At 61.3% G+C, this 21,665-nt stretch carries 17 protein-coding genes; 16 read left to right on the top strand and 1 reads right to left on the bottom strand.

Annotated elements, in window-relative coordinates; genetic code table 11:
* The first annotated feature begins 10 nt into the window (after window positions 1-10).
* From ORL50_RS06290 to ORL50_RS06215, 16 genes are all read left to right on the top strand, one after another.
* Complete coding sequence (locus tag ORL50_RS06290) at window positions 11-1,612, top strand: AAA family ATPase (RefSeq protein ID WP_266011188.1); 1,602 nt, start codon at window positions 11-13, stop codon at window positions 1,610-1,612.
* A gap of 351 nt (window positions 1,613-1,963) precedes the next feature.
* Window positions 1,964-6,412: a glutamate synthase large subunit gene (gltB, locus tag ORL50_RS06285; protein WP_266011186.1), complete on the top strand. Its 4,449-nt coding sequence runs from the start codon at window positions 1,964-1,966 to the stop codon at window positions 6,410-6,412.
* A gap of 33 nt (window positions 6,413-6,445) precedes the next feature.
* Entirely contained in the window at window positions 6,446-7,864 is a 1,419-nt protein-coding gene (locus ORL50_RS06280) for an FAD-dependent oxidoreductase (protein WP_154979184.1), read from the top strand.
* A 255-nt stretch (window positions 7,865-8,119) separates the two neighbouring features.
* On the top strand, window positions 8,120-9,187 hold the full coding sequence (hemE, locus tag ORL50_RS06275; RefSeq protein WP_266011180.1) for a uroporphyrinogen decarboxylase: 1,068 nt from the start codon (window positions 8,120-8,122) through the stop codon (window positions 9,185-9,187).
* A gap of 265 nt (window positions 9,188-9,452) precedes the next feature.
* Window positions 9,453-10,919, top strand: a complete 1,467-nt coding sequence (gene gbpA / locus ORL50_RS06270; protein ID WP_266011178.1) for an N-acetylglucosamine-binding protein GbpA — start codon at window positions 9,453-9,455, stop codon at window positions 10,917-10,919.
* A gap of 78 nt (window positions 10,920-10,997) precedes the next feature.
* Window positions 10,998-11,537, top strand: a complete 540-nt coding sequence (locus tag ORL50_RS06265) for a type II secretion system protein N (RefSeq protein ID WP_266011176.1) — start codon at window positions 10,998-11,000, stop codon at window positions 11,535-11,537.
* A gap of 8 nt (window positions 11,538-11,545) precedes the next feature.
* Entirely contained in the window at window positions 11,546-13,474 is a 1,929-nt protein-coding gene (gene gspD, locus ORL50_RS06260) for a type II secretion system secretin GspD (RefSeq protein ID WP_266011174.1), read from the top strand.
* Window positions 13,471-14,925, top strand: coding sequence for a type II secretion system ATPase GspE (gene gspE, locus ORL50_RS06255; RefSeq protein ID WP_266011172.1), 1,455 nt, complete (start codon window positions 13,471-13,473; stop codon window positions 14,923-14,925). Before gspD ends, gspE begins: the two co-directional genes overlap by 4 nt.
* Before the next feature lie 2 nt (window positions 14,926-14,927).
* On the top strand, window positions 14,928-16,136 hold the full coding sequence (gene gspF, locus ORL50_RS06250) for a type II secretion system inner membrane protein GspF (protein WP_266011170.1): 1,209 nt from the start codon (window positions 14,928-14,930) through the stop codon (window positions 16,134-16,136).
* Between the two features lie 3 nt (window positions 16,137-16,139).
* Entirely contained in the window at window positions 16,140-16,595 is a 456-nt protein-coding gene (gspG, locus tag ORL50_RS06245) for a type II secretion system major pseudopilin GspG (RefSeq protein ID WP_266011168.1), read from the top strand.
* A gap of 3 nt (window positions 16,596-16,598) precedes the next feature.
* Window positions 16,599-17,066, top strand: a complete 468-nt coding sequence (gene gspH / locus ORL50_RS06240) for a type II secretion system minor pseudopilin GspH (RefSeq protein ID WP_266011166.1) — start codon at window positions 16,599-16,601, stop codon at window positions 17,064-17,066.
* Window positions 17,059-17,442, top strand: coding sequence for a type II secretion system minor pseudopilin GspI (gene gspI, locus ORL50_RS06235; protein ID WP_266011164.1), 384 nt, complete (start codon window positions 17,059-17,061; stop codon window positions 17,440-17,442). The genes gspH and gspI overlap by 8 nt, the downstream gene beginning before the upstream one ends.
* A complete protein-coding gene (locus ORL50_RS06230; RefSeq protein WP_266011161.1) occupies window positions 17,432-17,977 on the top strand; it encodes a type II secretion system protein GspJ in 546 nt (181 codons plus the stop codon). Before gspI ends, ORL50_RS06230 begins: the two co-directional genes overlap by 11 nt.
* A 44-nt stretch (window positions 17,978-18,021) precedes the next feature.
* Window positions 18,022-18,825, top strand: a complete 804-nt coding sequence (locus ORL50_RS06225) for a type II secretion system protein GspK (RefSeq protein WP_266011462.1) — start codon at window positions 18,022-18,024, stop codon at window positions 18,823-18,825.
* The gene (gene gspL / locus ORL50_RS06220; RefSeq protein WP_266011159.1) at window positions 18,822-19,928 is read left to right on the top strand and encodes a type II secretion system protein GspL; all 1,107 of its coding nucleotides are present in this window, start codon (window positions 18,822-18,824) and stop codon (window positions 19,926-19,928) included. The genes ORL50_RS06225 and gspL overlap by 4 nt, the downstream gene beginning before the upstream one ends.
* A complete protein-coding gene (locus ORL50_RS06215; RefSeq protein WP_266011157.1) occupies window positions 19,925-20,353 on the top strand; it encodes a type II secretion system protein M in 429 nt (142 codons plus the stop codon). Before gspL ends, ORL50_RS06215 begins: the two co-directional genes overlap by 4 nt.
* Here the strand turns inward: ORL50_RS06215 and ORL50_RS06210 are convergent.
* Entirely contained in the window at window positions 20,346-21,623 is a 1,278-nt protein-coding gene (locus tag ORL50_RS06210; RefSeq protein ID WP_266011155.1) for an MFS transporter, read from the bottom strand. The two genes, ORL50_RS06215 and ORL50_RS06210, sit on opposite strands and share 8 nt — an antisense overlap.
* Between the last annotated feature and the right edge of the window lie 42 nt (window positions 21,624-21,665).

Genomic DNA, 21,665 nt, shown 5'->3' with positions numbered 1-21,665 from the left:
TAAGATCCCGATGACTAGTTTGCACGCCGACGAGGCTTTCCTCGGCCATTACCAGTTGAGCCACGACCCTTTTGCTGCGCGGGTACCTGGCTTCAAATTTTTCCCTGCCCAGCGCAAGCCGGTGCTGGGACAACTGCATCACCTGGCGCGTTATAGCCAGTTGCTGTTGGTGGTCACCGGCCCGCAAGGCAGTGGCAAGACCCTGTTGCGTCAGGCCCTGGTCGCCAGTACCAACAAGCAGTCGGTGCAGAGCGTGGTGGTTTCCGCCCGCGGTGCTGGTGATGCGGCCGGCGTCCTGCGCCAGGTGGCCCAGGCGCTGAATGTCGCCCAGGCGGAAATCGGCTCGATCCTGTCCCAGGTCGTGCAGTTGGCCTTGACCGGGCAGGAAGTTTATCTGCTGGTGGATGACGCCGAGCAGCTCGACGAATCTGCGCTGGAGGCCCTGCTGGCCTTGGCTGCGGGTGCGCCGGAGGGTCGTCCGCACGTGTTCCTGTTCGGCGAGTCGTCGCTGATCTCCCAACTCGATGCCCTGACCCTCGAAGAAGAGCGTTTTCACGTCATCGAATTGCAGCCGTACACCGAAGAGGAAACTCGCGAATATCTGGAGCAGCGGCTCGAAGGCGCTGGTCGGGGTATCGAACTTTTCACGGCTAATCAGATCTCTGATATTCACGAAAGCTCCGACGGTTGGCCTGGCAATATCAACCAGGTTGCCCGCGATGCAATGATCGAAGCCATGATAGCCAGCCGCTCAGCGGTCAAGCGTCCAAGTATGGGGTTCAACATGCCGAAGAAACACGTATTGGCGATTTCCGCCGTAGTCGTGGTCGCGGTAGCGGCCGCCTGGTTGATGCCAGGCCGTAGCAAGGCACCAACCACTGGCGCTCCTGCCAACGAGCAAGCGCAATTGCCGCTCGGCGAGGGCGCACCGCAGCCGAATGCCAACGGTGCTCCAGCCGTGGAGTTCGCCGGTAATTCGCAGCCGATGCCTTTGCCGCTGGTCGGCAACTCGCAGCCGGTCATGCGCGGCCCGCTGGCCGAAGCGGCCGGTGGCATCACCGAAGGTGACGATGGCGTGCCGGTTGAGGGCTCCAGCGCCACGCCGCCAACGGTGACCACGACTGCGCCACCCGCCGGGATCCAGCCTGGCCCTGCGCCGACGCCAGCCGCCAAGCCGGCGCCAGCACCGACCCAGGTCGCCACCGCTAAACCAGCCCCGGCACCAGCCCCTGCCGCCAAACCCGCTCCTGCGCCTGCCAAGCCTGCCGTAGTCGCAACCGCCAAGCCTGCCGAAAAGCCTGCCGCGGCTGCTGCCAAAGGCGCTGGCGGTACCTGGTACGCCGGGCAACCAACCAGCAACTACGTGGTGCAGATCCTCGGCACCAGCTCCGAAGCGTCGGCGCAAAACTTCGTGAAAGAGCAGGGCGGCGAGTACCGTTATTTCAAGAAAGTGCTCAACGGCAAGCCGCTCTACGTCATCACCTACGGTAACTTCGCCAACCGCGATGCAGCCCTTACCGCCATCAAGGCCTTGCCAGCGAAGGTTCAGGCTGGTAAACCTTGGCCTCGCACTGTCGCCAGCGTCCAACAGGAACTGGCAACAACTCGCTGAAGATTCGGCGGCCTTACCCAGGCCGCCTCTCCCGGCACCTCAAAATTTCCGCACGTGCGCGCCTTCTCTACAGATCGCGTGCCTTGTGGTGTCTGCGTCACAGTAGTCTTTGAGTCGTTGCGGTCAAAAATCAAAAAAGTTTTGACTAGCACAGCATATCGCTTTAAACCTTTCACAAATGCGACATAGATTTGCGACATTTCGTCGTCAAATTTGTGAGCCTCTGTGTCGGTGTGTACAATGACCTCCCTTTTGCTCCCGCAAAGCTGGCGTACGTTCGGCGCGGAATGCAAGTGGTTGAATTGAAAAGAAATTTGCCTCGATAAGAGGCAGCCTGGTGAGAAAGTGTCTATGAAAGCAGGTCTGTACCAACCAGATGAATTCAAGGATAACTGCGGTTTCGGCCTGATAGCCCATATGCAGGGCGAGCCCAGTCATACCCTTTTGCAAACGGCCATCGAGGCCCTGACCTGCATGACCCACCGCGGTGGGATCAACGCCGACGGCAAGACCGGTGACGGTTGCGGTCTGCTGATTCAAAAGCCGGACGTGTTCCTGCGAGCCATTGCCCAGGAAACCTTCGGCGTCGAATTGCCCAAGCAATATGCGGTGGGCATGGTTTTCTTCAACCAGGACCCGGTTAAAGCCGAGGCCGCTCGCGAGAACATGAATCGCGAGATCCTGGCTGCCGGCCTGCAACTCGTCGGCTGGCGCAAAGTGCCGATCGATACCAGCGTCCTCGGCCGCCTGGCCCTGGAGCGGCTGCCGCAGATCGAACAAGTGTTCATTGGTGGGGAAGGCTTGAGCGACCAGGACATGGCGATCAAGCTGTTCAGCTCGCGTCGTCGTTCGTCCGTGGCCAATGCCGCCGACACCGATCACTACATCTGCAGCTTTTCGCACAAGACCATTATCTACAAAGGCCTGATGATGCCGGCGGATTTGACCGCCTTCTATCCAGACCTGAGTGACCAGCGCCTGCAAACCGCGATCTGCGTGTTCCACCAGCGCTTTTCCACCAACACCCTGCCGAAATGGCCGCTGGCGCAACCGTTCCGCTTCCTGGCGCATAACGGCGAGATCAACACCATCACCGGCAACCGCAACTGGGCCGTGGCTCGTCGCACCAAGTTCGCCAACGACCTGATGCCCGATCTGGAAGAGCTCGGCCCACTGGTTAACCGCGTCGGCTCCGACTCCTCCAGCATGGACAACATGCTCGAGCTGATGGTCACCGGTGGCATCGACCTGTTCCGTGGCGTGCGGATGATCATTCCGCCTGCATGGCAGAACGTCGAGACCATGGACCCGGACCTGCGGGCGTTCTATGAATACAACTCGATGCACATGGAACCGTGGGACGGCCCGGCCGGCGTAGTAATGACCGACGGTCGCTACGCGGTGTGCCTGCTCGACCGTAACGGTCTGCGTCCGGCGCGCTGGGTCACCACCAAGAACGGCTTCATCACCCTGGCCTCGGAAATCGGTGTCTGGAACTACCAGCCTGAAGACGTGATCGCCAAGGGGCGCGTTGGTCCGGGTCAGATCTTTGCCGTGGACACCGAAACCGGACAGATCCTCGACACCGACGCCATCGACAACCGCTTGAAGTCCCGTCATCCGTACAAGCAATGGCTGCGCAAGAATGCCCTGCGCATCCAGGCGACCATGGAAGATAACGACCACGGTTCGGCGTTCTACGACGTTGACCAGCTCAAGCAGTACATGAAGATGTACCAGGTCACGTTCGAAGAGCGCGATCAGGTGCTGCGTCCGCTCGGCGAACAAGGCTATGAAGCCGTCGGCTCGATGGGCGACGATACGCCGATGGCCGTGCTGTCCCAGCGCGTGCGTACTCCGTATGACTATTTCCGCCAGCAGTTCGCGCAGGTCACCAACCCGCCGATCGACCCGCTGCGTGAGGCCATCGTCATGTCGCTGGAGATCTGCCTCGGTGCCGAGCGCAACATCTTCCAGGAGTCGCCGGAACACGCCTCGCGCGTGATCCTCAGCTCGCCGGTCATTTCCCCGGCCAAGTGGCGCTCGCTGATGAACCTCGATCGTCCGGGCTTCGAGCGCGCGATCATCGACCTCAACTACGACGAAAGCGTCGGCCTCGAAGCGGCCATCCGCAACGTTGCCGATCAGGCTGAAGAAGCCGTGCGCGCCGGTCGCACCCAGGTCGTGCTGAGTGACCGTCACATCGGTCCGGGCAAATTGCCGATCCACGCTTCCCTGGCCACCGGCGCGGTGCATCACCGCCTGACTGAAAAAGGCCTGCGTTGCGACTCCAACATCCTCGTGGAAACCGCCACCGCTCGCGACCCGCACCATTTCGCGGTGTTGATCGGTTTCGGCGCCTCGGCGGTCTATCCGTTCCTGGCCTACGAAGTGCTGGGCGACCTGATCCGTACCGGTGAAGTGCTGGGCGACCTCTATGAGGTGTTCAAGAACTACCGCAAAGGCATCACCAAAGGTCTGTTGAAGATCCTGTCGAAGATGGGCATCTCGACCATCACCTCGTACCGCGGTGCGCAGCTGTTCGAGGCCATCGGCCTGTCCGAAGAGGTCTGCGAACTGAGCTTCCGTGGCGTGCCAAGCCGCATCAAGGGTGCGCGTTTCGTCGACATCGAAGCCGAGCAGAAAGCCCTGGCCGCCGAAGCCTGGAGCCCGCGCAAGCCCATCCAGCAGGGCGGTTTGCTGAAGTTCGTGCACGGTGGCGAATATCACGCGTACAACCCGGACGTGGTCAACACCCTGCAAGCTGCTGTGCAACAGGGCGACTACAGCAAGTTCAAGGAATACACGGCGCTGGTGGACAACCGCCCGGTGTCGATGATCCGCGACCTGTTCAAGGTCAAGACCCTGGAAACGCCGCTGGACATCAGCGAGATCGAGCCGCTGGAATCGGTGCTCAAGCGCTTTGACTCCGCGGGCATCTCCCTGGGTGCGCTGTCGCCGGAAGCCCACGAAGCCCTGGCCGAAGCCATGAACCGCCTAGGTGCGCGTTCCAACTCCGGCGAAGGCGGCGAAGACCCGGCGCGCTACGGCACGATCAAGAGCTCGAAAATCAAGCAAGTTGCGACTGGCCGTTTTGGTGTGACCCCGGAATACCTGGTCAACGCTGAAGTGCTGCAGATCAAAGTCGCTCAGGGCGCCAAGCCCGGCGAAGGTGGTCAGTTGCCAGGCGGCAAGGTCAACGGTCTGATCGCCAAGCTGCGTTACGCAGTGCCAGGCGTGACCCTGATTTCGCCTCCGCCGCACCACGACATCTATTCGATCGAAGACTTGTCGCAGCTGATTTTCGACCTGAAACAAGTCAACCCGAAGGCCCTGGTCTCGGTGAAACTGGTTGCAGAAGCGGGCGTCGGCACCATCGCTGCCGGTGTGGCCAAGGCCTACGCGGACTTGATCACCATCTCCGGCTACGATGGCGGTACCGGTGCATCGCCGCTGACCTCGATCAAATACGCGGGCGCTCCGTGGGAACTCGGCCTGGCCGAAACCCACCAGACCCTGCGCGGCAACGACCTGCGCGGCAAAGTGCGGGTACAAACCGACGGTGGCCTGAAAACCGGCCTCGACGTGATCAAGGCCGCGATCCTCGGCGCTGAAAGCTTCGGCTTCGGTACCGCGCCAATGATCGCGCTGGGCTGTAAATACCTGCGCATCTGCCACCTGAACAACTGCGCCACCGGCGTCGCGACTCAGAACGAGAAGCTGCGCAAGGATCACTACATCGGCACCGTCGACATGGTGGTGAATTTCTTCACCTACGTCGCCGAAGAAACCCGTGAGTGGCTGGCCAAGCTGGGCGTGCGCTCCCTCGAAGAGCTGATCGGTCGTACCGATCTTCTGGACATCCTCGAAGGCCAGACCGCCAAGCAGCAACATCTGGACCTGACTCCGTTGCTCGGCAGCGATCACATCCCGGCAGACAAGCCGCAGTTCTGCCAGGTCGACCGCAACCCACCGTTCGACAAGGGCCTGTTGGCCGAGAAAATGGTCGACATGGCCACCTCGGCCATCAATGACATGAGCGGCGCCGATTTTGCCCTGGACATCTGCAACTGCGACCGTTCGATCGGCGCGCGGATCTCCGGTGAAATCGCGCGCAAGCACGGCAACCAAGGCATGGCTAACTCGCCGATCACCTTCCGCTTCAAAGGGACGGCCGGTCAGAGCTTCGGCGTGTGGAACGCTGGTGGCCTGAACATGTACCTGGAAGGCGATGCCAACGACTACGTCGGCAAAGGCATGACCGGCGGCAAGCTGGTCATCGTTCCGCCGAAGGGCAGCATCTACAAGACTCAGGACAGTGCCATTATCGGCAACACCTGCCTGTACGGCGCCACCGGTGGCAAGCTGTTCGCTGCCGGTACCGCCGGCGAGCGTTTCGCGGTGCGTAACTCCGGTGCTCATACCGTGGTTGAAGGTACCGGCGATCACTGCTGCGAGTACATGACCGGTGGTTTCGTCTGCGTATTGGGCAAGACCGGCTACAACTTCGGCTCAGGCATGACCGGCGGTTTCGCCTATGTGCTCGACCAGGACAACAGCTTCGTTGACCGGGTCAACCACGAACTGGTGGAAATCCAGCGGATCAGCGGCGAAGCGATGGAAGCCTATCGCAGCCACCTGCAACGCGTGCTGGACGAATACGTCGCGGAAACCGACAGCGAATGGGGTCGTAACCTCGCTGAAAACCTCGATGACTATCTGCGTCGTTTCTGGCTGGTCAAGCCCAAGGCTGCCAACCTGAAATCGTTGCTTTCCAGCACCCGTGCCAACCCGCAGTGATATGCGCCTGAAGAGTTTGATGAGGTTTTAACAATGGCTGAACGTCTGAATAACGACTTCCAGTTCATCGACGTCGGGCGCAAAGATCCGAAGAAGAAACTGTTGCGTCAACGCAAGAAAGAGTTCGTGGAGATCTACGAACCCTTCAAACCCCAGCATTCGGCCGATCAGGCCCACCGCTGCCTGGGTTGCGGTAACCCGTATTGCGAATGGAAGTGCCCGGTGCACAACTTCATTCCGAACTGGCTGAAACTGGTGGCCGAGGGCAACATCCTCCAGGCCGCCGAGCTGTCGCACCAGACCAACACCCTGCCGGAAGTGTGCGGCCGGGTGTGTCCGCAGGATCGTCTGTGCGAGGGTGCCTGCACCCTCAACGACGGCTTCGGCGCGGTGACCATTGGTTCGGTGGAGAAGTACATCACCGACACCGCGTTCGCCATGGGCTGGCGCCCGGACATGTCCAAGGTCAAGCCGACTGGCAAACGTGTTGCGATCATCGGCGCAGGTCCTGCCGGGCTCGGCTGTGCCGACGTGCTGGTACGTGGCGGCGTGACCCCGGTAGTGTTCGACAAGAACCCGGAAATCGGTGGCCTGCTGACCTTCGGCATCCCCGAGTTCAAGCTGGAAAAGACCGTGCTGAGCAATCGTCGCGAAGTCTTCACCGGCATGGGCATCGAGTTCCGCCTGAACACCGAAGTGGGCAAGGACGTGACCGTCGAGCAACTGCTCGAAGAATACGATGCCGTGTTCATGGGCATGGGCACCTACACCTACATGAAGGGCGGCTTTGCCGGTGAAGACCTGCCGGGCGTGCATGACGCTTTGGACTTCCTGATCGCCAACGTCAACCGCAACCTGGGCTTTGAAAAGTCGCCGGAAGATTTCGTCGACATGAAAGGCAAGAAAGTTGTGGTGCTGGGCGGCGGCGACACGGCGATGGACTGCAACCGTACTTCGATCCGCCAGGGCGCCAAATCGGTGACCTGCGCTTATCGTCGGGACGAAGCGAACATGCCGGGCTCGCGCAAAGAGGTGAAGAACGCCAAGGAAGAAGGGGTGAAATTCCTCTACAACCGCCAGCCGATCGCCATCGTAGGTGAAGACCGCGTCGAAGGCGTGAAAGTGGTCGAGACGCGTCTCGGCGAGCCTGACGCCCGTGGCCGTCGCAGCCCTGAGCCGATTCCGGGCTCCGAAGAGATCATCCCGGCTGATGCCGTGGTCATCGCTTTCGGTTTCCGCCCGAGCCCGGCTTCGTGGTTCGAACAGCACAGCATCCAGACCGACAGCCAGGGCCGCGTCGTGGCCCCGGAACAAGGTCAGTACAAGCACCAGACCAGCAACCCGAAAATCTTCGCCGGCGGCGATATGGTTCGCGGTTCTGACCTGGTGGTGACGGCGATCTTCGAGGGGCGTAATGCCGCTGAAGGGATCCTGGATTACCTGGGCGTGTAACCCTCCGATCCTGACCTGAAATGGGATCAAAATGTGGGAGCGGGCTTGCTCGCGAAAGCCGAGTGTCAGTCAGTAGTGATGTTGCCTGACACACCGTTTTCGCGAGCAAGCCCGCTCCCACAGTTGTTTCGTGGTGTTGCTAAATCGCGCATTCCACCGCGATAAATTGACCCGATAGACAAAAGGCTGACCTGCAACCGTGCCTTTTGCGTCCGGCTCTGAGAAAATGCCCGCACTTTTTTTCCGGATGCCGACATGACTGCCCTGAAGAACGACCGTTTCCTTCGCGCCCTGCTCAAGCAACCCGTAGACGTCACACCCGTGTGGATGATGCGTCAGGCCGGTCGCTACCTGCCGGAATACCGCGCCAGCCGTGCCAAGGCCGGTGACTTCATGAGCCTGTGCATGAACCCGGAGTTCGCTTGCGAAGTCACCATGCAGCCGCTCGACCGCTACCCACAACTGGATGCGGCGATCCTGTTCTCCGACATCCTGACTATTCCGGACGCCATGGGCCAAGGCCTGTACTTCGAAACCGGTGAAGGTCCGCGCTTCAAGAAAGTCGTCAGCACCCTGGCCGACATCGAAGCCCTGCCGATCCCGGATCCGCATAAAGACCTCGGCTACGTCATGGACGCGGTCAGCACCATCCGTCGTGAACTGAACGGCCGCGTGCCGCTGATCGGTTTCTCCGGCAGCCCATGGACCCTCGCCACCTACATGGTCGAAGGCGGTTCGTCGAAAGACTTCCGCAAGACCAAGGCCATGCTCTACGACAACCCGCAAGCCATGCACCTGCTGCTGGACAAACTCGCGCAGTCGGTCACCAGCTACCTCAACGGCCAGATCATGGCCGGCGCGCAAGCGGTGCAGATCTTCGACACCTGGGGCGGTAACTTGTCGGCGGCGGCATACCAGGAATTCTCCCTGGCCTATATGCGCAAAATCGTCAGCGGCCTGATCCGCGAACACGAAGGACGCAAAGTGCCTGTGATCCTGTTCACCAAAAACGGCGGCCTGTGGCTGGAAAGCATCGCCGACGCTGGCGCCGATGCCCTCGGCCTGGACTGGACCTGCGACATCGGCAACGCCCGTGCTCGCGTAGGCAACCAGGTCGCGCTGCAAGGCAACATGGACCCGACCGTGCTGTACGCCAAACCTGAAGCCATTCGAGCTGAAGTGGGGCGTATTCTCGCCAGCTACGGCAAAGGCAGTGGCCACGTGTTCAACCTCGGCCACGGCATCACCCCGGAAGTCGACCCGGAACACGCCGGTGCCTTCCTGCGTGCGGTGCATGAACTGTCGGCTCAGTACCACGAATAAGCAGTTACCTAAGTATCGAAAGCCTGTCCGGACTTGCGCTGGACAGGCTTTTTTTATGCCCCGTTGTAGGAATTTTTTCACACCTGTGTCTGATGATTGCAAAGAGAGACTTATCCCACTTCCGATGCAGATTAGTCCTACATAGAAATTGCCCGCCTACCCGTAATGTTCCAGCCCCCTGTTCCGTGCGACAGCACCGAGCGATATCGCGAACTTGTGCGCCGTGAAACGCGCCATCACTACGATAAGCAGTCTGGAATTCATTATGAAAAATACTTTCAACAAACGAAGTGCGCTAGCGGCCTGCACTTCTTCAATGATCCTGTTATCAACCATGCTGACGACTCAAACCGTTTCAGCTCACGGCTATCTGGAATTGCCGCCATCGCGTGCATTGCTTTGCCAGAAAGGTGCGAACACCAACTGTGGTGGTGCGCAATATGAACCGCAAAGCGTCGGCGAGACTTTCAAGGGGTTTCCGGCAGGCGTCGGTGGTGCTCCTTTGCAGGGCCCGGTGGACGGCAAGATCGCCAGTGGTGGTCATGCGCTTTTCTCCGCGCTGGACGCCCAGGCAGCCAACCGTTGGACCCTGACCGAAATCAAGGACCGCAATGTTGATTTCCAATGGCGCTATACCGCAGTTCACCCTGCAACCAAGCACGAATATTTCATCACCCGTAACGGCTGGAATCCGAACGCGGCGTTGACGCGCGCCACATTCGAAAGCGCGCCGTTCTGCACCGTCGACGGTGGCAACCAGAAACCGGTTTCCGGCGCCAAGCACAACTGCACCATCCCAGATGACAAAAACGGCCATCACGTAATCTTGGCAATCTGGACCGTGGGCGATACCGACGCGGCGTTCTATAACCCTGCCGATGTGAACATTCTGGCCGAGGCCTCCCTGCCCGGTGGCTGGTCTTCCGTAGGTGGCATCACACCGTCGACCGCCTTGCTGGTGGGTGACAAAGTCAAGGCTCGTGCGTTCTCGGCTGAGGGCGAGAAGCCGCAATTCAGCGTCGAAATCAGCATCGATAACACCGAGCAAGGCCTGCCTAACAACTGGGCGTTCAAGCTCGCGGAAAAAATCAACGGGACCCACACCCTGGTGCGCGCTGGTGTGCGTGATGAACAGGGCAATATCGAGCCGGTGAAAGGCAACAACAGCCTCTACGCGCAGAAGGACAGTGGTGTCACCCGCTACGAAGTGCAGCTGGACATGAAGGACGATGCGGCGGCGCGTCTGTCGATCGCTTCGCAGCAGCCACAATACGTGTTGGACAAAGGCTTGACCAAAGTCGACTTCAGCATCATTTCCAACCGCAAGATGAACATCGAAGCGACTTTGTTCGATGAGCACAACAAGCAAGTGGGCACCACTTCGGTTCAGGCTGATAGCGGCCCGACATGGCTCTCGATGGATGTACGCAGCAACCCTGGCGCTCATACCCTGACCCTGGTTGGTACAACCCTAGACGGCCGTACGACTCGCCAGGATACCCAGGTGACCACGCTGACGGGAGAAGGCGCAGGCGTCGATCACGACTTCGTTTTCCCTGAAGGCCTGGCTCAATACACCGCTGGCACCAAGGTGCTGCAACCCAAAACCGGTGAAGTCTTCCAGTGCAAACCGTTCCCCGAATCCGGTTACTGCAAGCAATACAGCCCGTCCGCCAACGGCTTTGAGCCGGGTGTAGGTGCTCACTGGCATATGGCGTGGGACAAAATCTAGTCCCCTCTCCGTAGTACTTCGGGCGGTCCTTGAGGGATCGCCTGAAGGTCTTCCATCACTGGAACGAGTACACCTGTCATGAAGTTCTCCTCTGGGCGATATGCACGGGCGTTGGTCGTTCTTGGCAAAAGCTTGCTGCTGGTTATACCGGTGGCTTACTCCGCATTTCTGGTGTGGCAGGAGTGGCGCTTTCGCCAAAGTGTCATCACGCCAGCACCTGCAGCCGTTTCGAACTCAACTGTGCCTGGCCGAGAAGAACTCGATGCCACGGCCGTGGCCACCGTACTGGGCTTCACCACCGATGCAACACGCCAGGCAAGCACGGAATCCTTGGCTTTGCAGGCCAGTTTCGTGATTACCAGCGGCCTGTCCAAGGCGCTGCTGGCCGACTCTCAAGGGGCTCGCATGTATCAGGTCGGCGACCCCTTGCCCGGCGGCAGCGTGCTGCGGCGGGTCGAGCCGGGTCAGGTGGTGTTGTGGAACAAAGGGCGAGAGGAACTCCTGAAGTTGCAGCCCTCGGCTGGGCGTTTTCTGCGTCGGTTCGAGTTGCAGGAGGCGCCACACACTGCGCGGGTTCCCGCGCGTTTTCTACGCCCGATTTCCGGGCCGGCAGAGTGATGAAACCGATGAACAGCTTCACTGGTGCGCAGACCCTGCGGGCCATGTTTTTACTAGCCATTCTGGTTGCGGCGAGTCTTCCCGGCGCACTTCATGCCGAGGGCGAAAAATGGCAGGTGGCGATGAATAACGCCGAGTTGCGGGACATCGTCGAAGAAATCTCGGGGATCCTCGGCACCACGGTCGTACTGGACCCGCGAGTTACCGGGCGCATCACCGTGATGTCCCAGCAGGCACTTGATCGCGAAGGCGTGCGGCGGTTGTTCTACTCGGTGCTCGACGCCCACAACTTCACCGTGATCGACGAGGGCGACCGCATCCTGATTACCCCGGTGACCGACGCGAAAACCCGTGCTGGCCAGGCCACGGCTACAACGGCCACGGGTTCGCAATTCGTCACTCGGGTTCTGGAGTTGAACACCAGCAGTGCCGCCGACATTGCGGGCCTGCTGCGGCCCCTGGTTTCGACCAATGGTTACGTCGGTCCGTCGGTGTCGGCCAACGCCGTGGTGATTACCGACTCCGCTGCGAATGTGCAACGCATCAGCCAGGTCGTTCGCCAATTGGACGCAGGGCAGAACAATCAGCATGCCATGTTACTGCTGCATCACGCGCAGGCGGCCGATGTGGCGCAGGTGATCGAAGCGACTCTGGGCAAGCGCAACACCGATACCACGATTCAGGTGCTGGCAGACCCACGGACCAATCGCCTGATTTTCATTGGCCCTGCGGCCGTTCGCAAACGTCTGCTGGAACTGGCCAGCAGCCTTGATACGCCGGCCACCGCAACGCTCGACAACGCCAGGGTTATCCGTTTGCGCTATAGCGATGCCAAGCAGTTGGCCGAGGTGCTGGAAAGCCTGGGCCAGGCCAAGAAACAGGTCTCCGTAGCGAGCAGCGCGCGGGAACCTGCGACCGCTCCCACTTTCATGATCAAGGCCGACGAAAGTCAGAATGCACTGGTGCTGATTGCCGAGCCCGCGCAGATCCGCACCATTGAAAACATCGTGCGACAACTGGACCAACCTCGCGCCCAGGTGCTGATTCACGCCGCGATTGTCGAGATCTCCGGGGACATTGCCGAGGCCGTGGGCGTCCAGTGGGGACTTCGTACCGGCGACGCCAAGGGCTTCCTCAACTTCCCCGGCACGGACATCCCAATTGTCGGCGGGCTGACGTTCGATGAGAAAAAATCAGCACCGGAAGGCGCCATCCTGCAACTGGGCAGTGATCGCTTCGGCGCGTTGATATCAGCCCTGGCCAGCAGTACCCGCAGCAACCTGCTGTCCACACCCAGCCTGCTGACCCTGGATAATCAGGAGGCAGAGATCATTGTCGGCCAGAACGTGCCGTTCAAGACCGGCTCCTACGCCACCAACAGCAACGGTGCGGACAATCCGTTCACGACGGTCGAGCGCAAGGACGTGGGCATCAGCCTGAAGATCAAGCCCTACATCAACGAGGGTTCGACTCTGCGGCTGGAGGTAGAGCAAGAGGTTTCGGATATCGCGCCGACGGTGTCCGGCGTCGACTCCGCGGACCTCATCACCAACAAGCGGGCGCTCAAGAGCACCATCCTGGCCGATGACGGCGAGATTATCGTGATCGGCGGGTTGATCAGGGACAGTGTTCGGACCCAGCAGAGCGGTGTGCCCCTGCTGCGGGACATTCCTTATCTTGGCGCGCTGTTTCGCTGGAAGCGCGACACCCAGACCAAAAGCAACCTGATGGTTTTTTTGCGCCCGACCATTGTGCGCACCAAGGCGGATCTGTCCGAGGTCAGTGACCAGCGTTACAACGCGCTGCGCGACCTGAGCAAACCGGGCGCGCGCGGCAATAATTCGCTGCTGTTGCCGGCGGATGCCCGACAGCTGTTCGAGCCGACAGGTGATGCGCCAATGTTCGATTTGCGCCAGCCCGCGCCGGTGAAGCCGTGAACGAGCGAGCATTGCCATTCGGTTTCGCCCGGCGTTTTGGTTTGCTGATCGACGATGAGGGTGTCGGGCTGCGCATCGATACGCCGCTCACAGCCCTGGCAGAGGCGCGCCGAGCCTGCGGCCGTGATCTGCCCCTGCAGATCCTCGGCGCCGATGAGTTTGCCCTGCGCCTGGCGTCGACCTACCGCGAAGGTCAGAGCGCCGCAGAACAGGTCGCGCTCGGGCTGGATGATGAGCTGGACCTGCTGAGCCTGGTCGACCAGGTGCCGCAAACCGCCGACCTGCTGGAGCAGCAGGGCGATGCGCCAATCATCCGCCTGATCAACGCGCTACTCAGCGAAGCGGTGCGCGAGCATGCCTCGGATGTGCACCTGGAAACCTTCGAGCAGTACCTGTCGGTGCGCATGCGCATCGATGGGCAACTGCGCGAGATGCTGCGGCCGAAACGTGAACTGGCCAACTTGCTGGTATCACGGATCAAGGTCATGGCGCGGCTGGATATCGCCGAAAAGCGCATTCCCCAGGACGGCCGCATGGCCCTGCGGCTGGCGGGTCATGAAGTGGATGTGCGGGTGTCCACGCTGCCTTCGGCTCATGGCGAACGAGTGGTGCTGCGCCTGCTGGATAAACAGGCCGGGCGCCTGGACTTGCAGCGGCTGGGCATGCCGGCCGATACCCTCGCGGCGCTGGGGCAATTGCTCGGCAAACCCCACGGCATTCTGTTGGTCACGGGACCCACCGGATCGGGCAAGACCACCAGTCTGTATGCAGCCTTGAGCAGCCTGAATGACCAGACACGGAACATTCTCACGGTCGAGGACCCCATCGAATATCACCTGCCTGGGGTAGGGCAAATGCCGGTCAATCCCAAGGTCGACATGACCTTCGCCCGTGGCCTGCGAGCGATCTTGCGTCAGGATCCGGACGTGGTGATGGTTGGCGAGATCCGCGACCGCGAGACAGCCGAGATCGCCGTCCAGGCGTCGCTGACCGGGCATCTCGTGCTGTCGACCCTGCACACCAATAGCGCGGTCGGCGCGGTGACCCGGCTGGTCGACATGGGCGTCGATGCCTACCTGCTGGCGTCGTCACTGGTGGGCATTCTCGCCCAGCGCCTGCTGCGAACCCTCTGCCCCCATTGCAAGGTGCCGTATTGCGCGGATGCGCCAGCCTGTGAGCGTCTGGGGGCGGATGTTGCACTGCCGCCGCAGCTGTTCAAACCCATGGGTTGCGAACATTGCCAGCACGGCTATCGCGGGCGTATCGGTATTTACGAACTGCTCGTTGTGACCCCCTCCATTTCGGCGTTGATCCACCAGAACGCCAGCGAGCAGACGTTGATCAACGAGACACGCAAGGCCTCGCGCAGCCTGTTCCAGGATGGCCGGCAGCGGGTGCTCGATGGTCTCACCAGTCTCGATGAGTTGCTGCGCGTGACCCAGGAGGACTAGCCGTGCCCACCTTCGATTACCGCGCCCACGATGCCCATGGTCGAGTCTGCAAAGGCCGGCTGGAAGCCGACGGTGCCCGGCATGCTCGCCAGCTGCTGCGCGAACGTGGGTTATGGCCGCTCAAGCTCAATGAACTCAACGCTCGTGAAGGCACCGGCCTGCGGATTCGTAGCGACCGTCTGAACGCCGCCGAGCTTGCTTTGTTGACGCTGCAATTGTCCACGCTGGTCCAGGCCGGCCTGCCCCTGGAGGAGGCGCTGGAGGCGGTGGCAAAACAGAGCACAAAGCGCAAAGTCGCCGGACTGCTGTCGGCAGTCAGGAGCCGCGTGATGGAGGGACAAGCCCTGGCCTCAGCACTGAGTCAGTTCCCTCGGGCATTCCCCGAGTTGTTCCGGGCCACGGTCGCCGCAGGTGAGCGTTCCGGGCATCTGGGCCAGGTGCTCGAACAGCTGGCGGCCTATACACAGGCGCGCCAGGCCTCACGGCAAAAAATCCAGATGGCGCTGGTTTACCCCTTGATCCTGATGTTGGCCAGCGTTGCGATCGTCGGATTTCTGCTCGGGTTCGTGGTGCCGGACGTCGTGAAAATTTTCGTCGACAGCGGCCAGCCACTGCCCTGGCTGACCCAGGCGCTGATCAGCGTGAGCAACGGCCTGCGTGAGCATTTCCTGTGGCTGCTTACCGGGCTGGCGATGCTGCTTGGCCTGTGGCGCTGGAGTTTGCGCAAGTCAGCCTGGCGCCTGCGCTGGCATCGACTGGCGCTGAAAGTGCCGGTGATGGGCGACGTGCTGCGGGCGATGGAAGCTGCTCGCTTTGCCAGCACCCTGGCGATTCTTGGCAGCAGCGCCGTGCCCTTGGTGGACGCGCTGGAAATTGCTGCGGCCGTCATCGGCAACCTGACGATCCGCGCCCGCATGGTCGAGGTTGCGCGCTCGGTCCGTGAGGGAGGCACCCTGACCCGTGGCCTCGAACTCAGCGGCGACATCCCGCCGATGATGCTCCACATGATCGCCAGCGGCGAACGCGCTGGCGAACTCGACCGAATGTTGGCCAGGGCTGCCGAGCAGCAGGAAAGCAGCCTGGCGGCGCGCATCGCCCTGGTAGTCAGCCTGTTCGAGCCAGCCATGTTGGTGTTGATGGGCGGCGTCGTGCTGCTGATCGTCATGGCCATCCTGCTTCCGATTCTCAGCCTCAACCAATTGGTGAATTGATCCATGCAAGCTCTACATACAAACAGCTCCCGTGCCCAGCGCGGTTTTACCCTGATCGAAATCATGGTGGTGGTAGTGATCATTGGCGTACTGGGCGCCATCGTGGTCCCGCAGTTCATGAGCCGCCCGGACCAGGCCAAGGTTACTGCGGCAAAAATCGACATCCAGGCGATTGCCACGGCCCTGGAAATGTACCGACTCGACAACCATCAATACCCCTCGACCCAGCAAAACCTGGAGGCTTTGATCAAACGCCCATCGGGGATGCCGGCTGCCCGCAACTGGAACCCCCAGGGCTATTTGAAGAGCATGCCTGTTGACCCCTGGGGCAGCCCTTATCAGTACCTCAATCCGGGCGTGCACGCGATCGATGGCGGTTACGACCTGTTCTCCCTGGGCTCCGACGGTGCCGTAGGTGGCGAAGGTCACGCCGCCGAAATCGGCAACTGGAGTCCCTGACCGATGCCTCCCCGCAGCGACGGCTTCACGTTACTTGAGCTGATGATTGTCATTGTGCTGATCGGCATCCTGCTAGGCATGGTCAGCCTCGCCATGGGCCAGAATCCGGCGCGCCAGGCGCGGCAGGAGGCAGACAACATCGTCAGCCTGATTCACCAGTTGCGTGAGCGGGCGGTGCTGGATGGCCTGGAGTACGGCATGCGCCTGAGCGCCAACGGCTACCGGGGCATGCGCTTGGCGGGTCAGGGGTGGGAAACGATAACGGCCTTCTATCCCTGGCCGGATAACCTGCGGTTGCACCTGGAACTGGACGGAGGGTTTTCCAGCCTGGGTGCCGACGAAGGGCCGCCGCAGTTGCTGGCGCTCAGCAGCGACGAAACCAGCGCTTTTACCCTGACGTTCATGACCGCCAATACCACCTGGTTGAGTCTTTCCAGTGACGGCATCGGCGAGGTGCGGATCGATGGCTAGTCAGCTTTTCAGGTCGCCGCAGCGGGGCTTTACCTTGCTGGAAATCATGATCGCCTTGGTGGTTTTTGCCACGCTGGCAGCAGCTGTGCTGTCTGCGAGTCAGTATGTGGTGAGGCAGACGAGTGATATCGAACAGCGGGTTTTCTCGGCGTGGGTGGCGGATAACCGGTTGAACGAATTGCACCTGCAACCTGCGCTGACCCTGGGCCAACAGCAGCAGACCGTCAGCATGGGGCGCCGCCATTGGGTAGTGCGCGAGCAGGTCAGCCGCTCCAGTGATCCGCGCCTGTTCAGGCTGGATGTCGAAGTGAGTCTGAAAGAACGCGGACCGACCCTGCATCGTGCCAGTGGCTGGGTATCTCGCCATGCAGACTAGGCAGAAGGGTTTCACCCTGCTGGAGCTGGTTATCGCCATGGCGATTTTTACCTTGCTCGGGCTCGCGAGCTGGAAATTGTTTGATGGGGTGCTGCGGGTGCAGCAAGGAACTGCAGCGCATGAGCGCGAACTGCGCAGCCTGCAGCGCGCCATGGCGGTCATTGAGCGGGATGTGATGCACGTTACCGAGCAACCTCTGCTGCTCAGGCAGAACGTATTGCAACTGCAGCGCAGCAACTGGCGCAACCCGCTGGATCAACCGCGCAGCGGGCGCCAAACGCTCACCTATCGCCTGGACAAAGGCGTGCTCTGGCGCGACAGCCAGGCGGAGGGCGCGCAAACCGTGCAGCGGCAGAGGTTGCTCGGTAATGTCCGGCAACTGCGCTGGCGGGTGTACGACAGCGGTGCTGGATGGAGCAGCGATTGGGCTTCAGGACCCGGCATAAAAACCCCAATGGCCCTGGAAGTGCTGGTCACGGTCGGACGGTTCGAGGCCATGCGCCGGGTGCTGCTGTTGCCGGGCGCGCAGCGGTGATCCAGCGCCCAGATGGCTTCGCGTTGATCAGTGTCTTGCTGGTCATGAGCCTGGCGTTGTTGATCACAGGTGGCTTGCTGCGCAGTCATCACCTGTTGCTGCAAAGCAGTGGGCAACAGCTGCTGCAGATCGACCTGCGCCAGCTCGCATCAGGCGCGGAGACCCGGGCGCTGCTGGTGTTGCAAGACTCCGTGCAGACCTCGAACAAGACCGTTGACCGCACACAGGCGTGGGCTCTGCTGCCGCCTGATTTTGGCAACGAGGAGGCGCAGGTGCGTGTCGATATCGAAGACCTGGGCGGCCGGTTCAACCTTAATACATTACTGGTGGCGGGCCAGATCGATCAGGTCACGCTGAACCGCTGGCAGCGCTTGCAGGCGGCGCTCGGTCTGGCGCCTACGCAGCTGGCTCAGGTGGGGGCTTTGCGCGAATTGAGCCAGCTGCGCCTGCTGCCAGGCGTGGACGATCAGCGCTTGCGCGAACTGGAGCCCTGGGTGTCACTGCTGCCCATCGAGGCTGCGCTGAACATCAACACCGCGCCGGCGCTGCTATTGAGCATGCTCGGTGAGCTGGATGCCGCGACTGCCGAATCGCTGGTCCGTCAGGCATCCAGCGCCGCCTGGGGCAGTGTCCAGGCGTTTACTCAAGACCCGCTGGTCTCGGGGCTGGGGCTGAGCAGTCATGGGCTGGGCATCACCAGTCGCTGGTTCCGCATCAACGTGGAAGTTACCCAGGGCGGGCGCGTCCTGCGCCTGGCCACGGATGTCGAGCGCGATGCCAAAACGCAGGAATGGAAAGTTCTGCAACGACGTTTTCTTTCGGCGATTGCCAACGAGGTCCCGCGATGAACAGCTGGCTCTATCTGACGGCCGAAGGCCTGGCGGCGCCTTCGGCGGACTGGCCGTGTCGTGTCTGGTCGGCGCTGCATCAGGGCACCCCGATGCCTCTGCATCAAGCTGCAGTGGTGCTCGCGGGGCAGTCGGTCGATCTGCTGGTGCCTATGGACATGTGCAGCTGGGTGCGCACCGAGCCGTGGCCTTCCCGGCGCGCGCCTGGGGTTCAGGCTCTAGCGTTTGCCGTGGAAGATCAGCTGAGCGACCTGCTGGAACACCTGCACCTCAGCGTGGGGACGCGGGACATTGACGGGCGCTATCCGCTGATGGTCGTTGACCGGGCACGAATGGCCGAGGTGCTGGCGTTGCTGGCCGAGTCGGCTATCCAGTTGCGCAGCGCGCAGGTAGATGCCGATATGTTGCCCGCCGATCGCCCCCTCGGTGTGCGCTTCCTGGGTCGATGGCTGCTGGGTGGGGCGTTACCGGCCCGCATGGTATTGGCGCACGGGGAGTTGAAAACGCTGGAGCCGATCTTGCCGGCGGACATCCATTGGTTCGATGGCGATGAGGCTGATGCCTTCTTCAATCAATGCCTGAAAACTCGTCCCGCGCACGCCATCAATCTGTTGCAGGGCGGTTTCGCCCCGAACCGTCGACCTCTGCCGTGGCGACTCGGCGCATCGGCGTTGGTCGCGTCCTTGCTGCTGACCTGGGCTGCCAGTGAAGTGCGCATTCGGTTTGTCGAGGGCGAAAGTCGCCAGCTCGCGCTGCAGAACGAGCAGCAGTTCAACACCCTTTATCCTGGCCAGCCCCGCACCGTGGATATGGCAACTCAACTCCAAGTGCTGCAACACCAGCCTGCGCAACCCCGAAGCACTCGTATCAGCGGCTTGCTCACACTGGTCGAACAAGTCATCGGCGCCAGCTCGGTCGAAGTCCGGCGCATAGAACTGCGTGCCGGGGAGGGCTGGAAAATTCAGCTGACCGCCAACAGTTTCGCCGAGCTTGAACAGTTGCGTGAACGAGGGCGGCAGCAAGGCATGCCGGTCCGGCTGGACAGCGCGAACAAGACAGCGGACCGGGTGCACGCCACCCTCAGCGTGGAGGACGAAGCATGAAGCAGATCTGGCAGCGCATCAGCGCGCGTGAGCAGCGGTTGTTGCTGGCGATGGTGGTGGTTTTGCTGATCTTTGCGGGTTACAGCCTGATCTGGCAACCGAGCCGCCTGCGCCTGGAAAGCGCCGAGCGGCATTATCAGCAGCAACTTGGACTGCGCACCCAGCTACAGCACGCTCAACCGCGCATTATCGTCGCCGGTGCTGACCAGCCGTTGTCCTTGCGGGTGAGTGAAGGCGCTAGCGCAGCGGGGCTCGACATTCATCAGATGGACAGTGACAACGAATTTCTGCGGCTGACCATCAGCGGCAGCCCTGAAGCGCTGCTGCAGTGGCTGGACAGCGTTGAGCGTGGCGGTGTCGCCCTGCAGTCACTGACCCTGGAAAAACGCGACGGCGTCCTGCAAGCGCGGGCGGTGCTCAGGTAGTCGAGTTATTGCCGGGCAACAGCGGCAACTTCGCCAGTTTCAATGCCACCAGCAACGCGATTACCAGCAGCGTGCCGATAAACAACCCTATTCCGTTCCACCCGCCCAGGTGCCAGAACACGCCGCCAGCAGTGCCGGCAATGCTCGATCCAGCGTAGTAGCTGAACAAGTAGAGCGAAGACGCTTGCCCCTTCGCCTTGGTTGCTCGCCGGCCAATCCAGCTGCTCGCCACCGAGTGCGCGCCGAAGAAGCCGAAGGTGAAGATCAGCATGCCGATGATCACCAGAGGCAGTGGCGTGAACATTGTCAGTGCGAGGCCGCCGAGCATCATGACGATGGTCGACCAGAGCACTTTGCGGCGGCCAAGTTTGTCCGCCAGGGCGCCGATTTTCGCCGAACTGTAGATGCCCGACAGGTACACCACCGAGAGCAGGCCGACGAATACCTGGTCCATGTTGTACGGCGCTGCCAGCAGGCGATAACCGATGTAGTTGAACAGGGTGACAAAGGCGCCCATCAATACGAAGGCTTCAAGGAACAGCAGCGGCAAACCGGCGTCGCGAAAGTGCATGGTAAAGCCGTCAATCAGGCTGCGCGGGTGCAACGAGCGCGGACGGAAGTTGCGCGACTCGGGCAGGATTTTCCAGAACAGCGCCGCCGCAATCAACGCCAGGCCGCCGATCACCAGCATCGCCGCGTGCCAGCTGATGAAGTCGATCAACACCCCGGTGATCAAGCGACCGCTCATCCCGCCAATCGCGTTGCCGCCGATGTACAGGCCCATGGCGAGCCCGATGTGCTGCGGGTGGATTTCTTCGCTCAGATAGGTCATGGCCACAGCCGCCAGGCCGCTCAAGGACAAGCCGATCAGCGCACGCATCAGCAACACGCCGTGCCAGCTCGGCATCATCGAACTGGCGATGGTGCATAAACCCGCCGCGAACAACGCCGCGACCATTACCGGTTTGCGCCCAACCCGGTCCGAGATGGGACCGGTGATCAGCAGGCCGATAGCGAGCATGCCGGTGGCCACCGAGAGGATCAGGCTGCTCTGGGCCGCATTGATCGAATACTCGTGGGACAGCAGCGGCATCATCGGTTGCACGCAATACAACAGGGCGAACGTCGCAAAGCCGCCACAGAACAGCGCGAGAACCGTGCGCATGAACATCGGCGTGCCTTTCTCGATGTAGATTTCCTTGAACTCGGCAACGACATCGTCCGTGGCAGGCGGGACTTCATGGGCGAGTGGAGCGACAACAGTTTTCACTTCGGACCTCGGGAACGGGTAGCCGGTCAGGCAATGAAAAAA

Source organism: Pseudomonas sp. RIT-562 (assembly GCF_026241895.1).
Taxonomy (GTDB): domain Bacteria; phylum Pseudomonadota; class Gammaproteobacteria; order Pseudomonadales; family Pseudomonadaceae; genus Aquipseudomonas; species Aquipseudomonas mandelii_F.
The sequence above is the reverse complement of the archived record's forward strand: the minus strand, read 5'-3'. Positions and strand labels throughout refer to the sequence as shown.